General features: G+C 39.6%; 1 protein-coding gene. It reads left to right on the forward strand.

Translation table 11 applies throughout. From position 1 onward, the window contains the following. Positions 1–108: 108 nt before the first annotated feature. Positions 109–873 (forward strand): DEAD/DEAH box helicase family protein (locus tag D8863_RS10440; RefSeq protein WP_185761482.1); only part of this gene is annotated, 765 nt, incomplete at its 3' end.

Genomic DNA, 873 nt, shown 5'->3' on the forward strand with positions numbered 1-873 from the left:
ATTCTATATGGTTATAGTTTTGAGATGACAGCCCTGCGTGAGCTTGAGTTAGCCTTGTCCAGTCTGGACAAGGTAGTTAAGTTGATAAAGAATTATTAGGAGGTCGTCATGAAACTATTTCTAGAAGAACTGCCCCATCAAGAAGAAGCTTTAAAAGCTATTATGGATGCATTTCCAAAGATTGATGATGGTAGTACGGATCCCGATATCAACTATGTCTATGCTAATCCTCTTCTCTATGGACGCTATGATGAGAAGAAATTTTTAGATGTCAAGATGGAGACAGGAACTGGTAAGACCTATGTATATACCAGACTTCTCTATGAGCTTCACAAGGAGAGAGGACTTTTTAAATTTATTATAGTCGTACCGAGTCCCGCTATCAAAGAGGGAACCAGACATTTTATCCAGTCGGATTATGCTAAACAGCACTTTTCTCAACATTACAGTAACGTTCGTATTGATCTCAATGTCATCAATGCAGGAGACTTTAAAGTGAAAAGTGGTCGCAAAAACTTTCCAGCTCAACTGACAAGTTTTATCGAAGGCTCAAGGCTTAATAGCAATACGATTCAAGTTCTTCTAGTCAATGCAGATATGCTACGATCGTCTTCTATGACGAGTGACAAATACGATCAGACCCTTTTGTCTAACATCACACAGCCCATTGCAGCCCTTGAAAGAACGCGTCCAGTTGTTATTATAGACGAACCACATCGTTTTCCCATTGACGGCAAAAATTATCAAGCGGTAACCAGTCTCAAGCCTCAAATGATTGTTCGCTTTGGGGCTACATTTCCTGAGGTGATGGTAAAAAATGGTCGAGTAGGACATTTAAAGAAACACTATTATCAAGACCAACCAGTCTATAAC

It is taken from the genome of Streptococcus oralis, assembly GCF_003943825.1.
Classification (GTDB): domain Bacteria; phylum Bacillota; class Bacilli; order Lactobacillales; family Streptococcaceae; genus Streptococcus; species Streptococcus oralis_CD.